General features: G+C 55.9%; 3 protein-coding genes. All 3 read right to left on the reverse strand.

Annotated elements, in window-relative coordinates; genetic code table 11:
* Positions 1-405: DUF3313 domain-containing protein (locus AC1DRJ_RS21815; RefSeq protein WP_477803966.1), on the reverse strand; the 405-nt coding region annotated here is incomplete at its 3' end.
* Between the two features lie 49 nt (positions 406-454).
* Complete coding sequence (locus AC1DRJ_RS21820; protein WP_477803967.1) at positions 455-1,723, reverse strand: OmpP1/FadL family transporter; 1,269 nt, start codon at positions 1,721-1,723, stop codon at positions 455-457.
* 68 nt (positions 1,724-1,791) lie between these two features.
* Positions 1,792-3,405 (reverse strand): arylsulfatase, encoded by a 1,614-nt coding sequence (locus AC1DRJ_RS21825; RefSeq protein ID WP_477803968.1) that lies wholly within the window; start codon positions 3,403-3,405, stop codon positions 1,792-1,794.
* Between the last annotated feature and the right edge of the window lie 171 nt (positions 3,406-3,576).

Here is a 3,576-nt window from a genome sequence, read left to right on the forward strand (position 1 = left end):
GCTGACCCCAGTGATTGCCGCGCGCAGGATCAAGGTTTTGGAACCGGCCGGAACGGCTGCCGGGTTGCTGACTACCTGGTATTTCGTGCCCAGAGTGGCCCGGGCTTTGGTGGTCATGTAGTTCTGAATATCGGCCAGCGTCTGCTGATTGACCCGTTCATTGGGTTTCGGCGCCGGGTAGAACTCCAGCTTGTTGAACACCACGGTGTTATAGGCATTCGGGTTCCACGATGGGCTCACCCAACGCATCGCGGTACCACCGCTAGGTGTTTCGACTTCCTTCAAGTTGTTGTAGCTAGACAGGAAACCGGAGTATTGCGTCGTCTCCGTGACTTTCGAGGTGCAACCACTCAACAGCACGCCGGTCAATGCAGCACCGATAACCAAGCTTCGGGACAGAATCATAGTGTTGTTTACTCCATGGTTTAAATTATGTTTTTTTTTTTGCTATGCATCAAAAACGCCAAGTCATATTCCCTGTCAGCGCTTGAATCCATGCGCTATCAAATTGACCGGAAATCTGATTGCCCGAAACGGTCTTGGTCTGCTGGTCTGGCATGTCACCGAGCCAGATCAGCGCCCAGCTGACGTTAACGTCGGTGTCCTTGTCAAGAGCATAGGTGGCTCCTGTCCCAAGGCGCCAGCTTTCGTTCATCGGCAAAATCACGCTGCGGTTGCTGTCCGACACGGCGCTGCTGTCGTACGCCACACCGACGTTCCATAGCCATTGCTCGGTGGCCTGGTATTGCGCACCCAGTGAGAGGTGCCAGGTGTCCTTGAAATGGGCGTCGACCGTTGTCGACTGCGCCCCGAACGCTGTCGTGTCGACTTGTACGCCGATTTCGCCGAACTCCGACCAGTCCTGCCAGTTGACCGAGGCCAACAAGGCCAGTTTCGGGTCCATTTGCTGGAACAGGCTGAGGGTGACGGTTTGCGGCACTTTGACGTCGAGGTCGGTTTGAGTGTTGTTGATTCGCTCCAGCAGTCGACCATCGCCTTTCACATCCAGCCGGTCTTCAAAGTCCAGATCGACCTGGCTGGTGTAGGTCAGGCCAATACGCGTGCCGGTCTGCGGGGCGAAGATCACCCCTACGTTGGCGCCATAGCCCCAAGTGCCATCGCGGTACTTGTACTGGCCATCCGTGCGATCAGTGAAACCGAAGGGGTTACGGTCAATGGCGGTTTGCGCCTTCAACTCGCCGTACATGGCCTTGACGCCCACGCCTACCGACCATTGCTCGTTGAAGCGGTAAGAGACACTGGGCACCATGGACAAACCGACGATGCTGGCGTTCTGCACAAAATAACGCCCTGACCAATCGTTGTCGTAATTGATGGCAAGCCCGAAGTCGCCGTAGGTGCCGAAACCGACACTCCATTGATCGTCCAGCTCATGGGTGACAAAGAAGCTGCCGCCGGGAATCGGATCGAGGGCGTTGCCACTGCCGCTGCCAGGGGTGTTGGTGCCGGAATCGCGATCGAAGGAAACGTCACCGTAGAGCGCTTGCAAACCGCCGGTGATTTGCGTTCCTGGCAAGTAACTCATGCCCGCCGGGTTGTAGGCGATGGTCGAGGGGCCTTGAGCGCGGGCGGCGGCACCGGCGTTGGCCAGGCCGACGTTATCCGTGCCGATTTCGTAAAGCATGATGCCGCCGGCCCAGGCTTGCTGGCAGCACAAGGCCAGGAGTGTGACGGTGGGTAGGGCAACTGTTCTTGTTAGCATGGATTGACCTCACCAAATGTCTGTTCCAAAAACGGGTGGCCTATTTGGCCACCCGTGGACTTGGTTGCTTACTTGGCCATCGCTGCGCGAGCGGCCTCGATCTTGGCCTTGACCGAGTCGAGGTTAAAACTCGCACCTTTTTGCATCGGTGGGAACTCTATCGCGGTTTCAGCCAGTTTCATCACCTGCTGCTGGACGAACACGAAGCGCCAGAACTGGAACTTGAACCAGTCGAAGTACTGTTGCGAGCCTTGTGCTGACTGATTCTCCGGCCAGCCCATACGTTCGAAAGGGTCAAGACGAAGGTTGGTCAGGATCGGCACATCCACCTCTAATTTAGCGCCCAACCAGCCGCCAGGCTGGTCAATGAAGCGGTACTTGTAATCATCAATGCGCACCGCACCCAGAACACTCTCTCCAAAGTAGAAGATTTCATGGCGGTTCGACGGACCTTTACCGGTGATCATCGGTGTCTGGTCGTAGCCGTCGAGGTGCACCTTGTAGGTGGTATCGCCCAGTTGTTTGCCTTTGAGCAGTTCCGTGGTGATGTTCGGGTTGCCTGCTGCAGCGACCAGGGTCGGGAACCAGTCCAGGCCGGAAATGATGCCGTTGCCAATTGTGTTAGGCGGCACTTTACCCGGCCACTTAATGATTGCCGGCACCCGGAAACCACCTTCCATAATGGTGCCTTTACCCATGGCAAACGGGGTGGTGCCGCCGTCCGGCCAAGTGAAGTTTTCCGCACCATTGTCGGTGGTGAAAATCACAATGGTGTTGTCATCCATGCCTTCTTTTTTCAGCTTGTCCATGACATCGCCGACGATGTCATCAAGCTGTGCCATACCGGCTTCCTGTTCCGACCAGCCGTTTTCCGAATTGCGCATGGCTTCGTACTTGTCGGACAGGTGAGTGACGATGTGCATGCGGGTCGGGTTCAGCCAGACGAAAAACGGTTTGTTGTCCTGCTTGGCCTTGTCGATAAAGGTGAAGGTCTTGTCGCGAATTTCGTCGTCGACGGTTTTCATCCGCTCTGGATAAAGCGTACCGGCGTCTTCGATTTTCTGCTTGCCGACCTTGCCCCAGCGCGGCATGACGGTAGTGTCATCGGTGGTGGTGGCCCAGCTATGGAGCATGTTGCGCGGGCCGACCTTGTCCAGCAGGTCCTTTGGATAGTTGGGGTGTGCCGGGTCTTCCATGGCATCGAGGTGATAGAGGTAACCGAAGAACTCATCGAAGCCGTGGACGGTGGGCAGGAATTCGTTCAAGTCGCCCAAGTGGTTCTTGCCGAACTGGCCGGTGGCATAGCCCATGGATTTCAGGGCTGTGGCGATTGTTACGGCTTGAGCGGGAATGCCGATGGGCGAACCGGCCTGGCCGACGGTCGTCATACCCGTACGGATCGGCAGTTCACCGGTGATGAAGTTGGCGCGTCCGGCGGTGCAACTGGCCTCGGCGTAATAATCGGTAAAGCGCATGCCCTCATTGGCGAGTTGGTCGAGATGAGGGGTGCGACCGGACATCATGCCCTGGTTGTATACACCGATGTTGGACCAGCCAATATCGTCGCCCATGATCACCAGGATGTTGGGCGGCTTATCGGCGGCATAGGTCATACCGGGGATTAACATGGCGGACATCAGCAAAGGCGTTGCGAGTACGGATATTATTTTTTTCCGATTCATAATCGAGACCCTGTGTATGGCTATAGGTACGCTTAAAAGAAGCCCTCAGGTAACTCCTGAAATACGGGATCCCCCCGCCAAGAGATTAGGTAGGTATTGTGAAATTTCCAGACGCAGTCCTCTAAAAAGAGTCCAAAGTACTCAAACTTTCAATTTGTTTAGTGTTTGAAT

It is taken from the genome of Pseudomonas sp. P5_B2, from assembly GCF_056400445.1.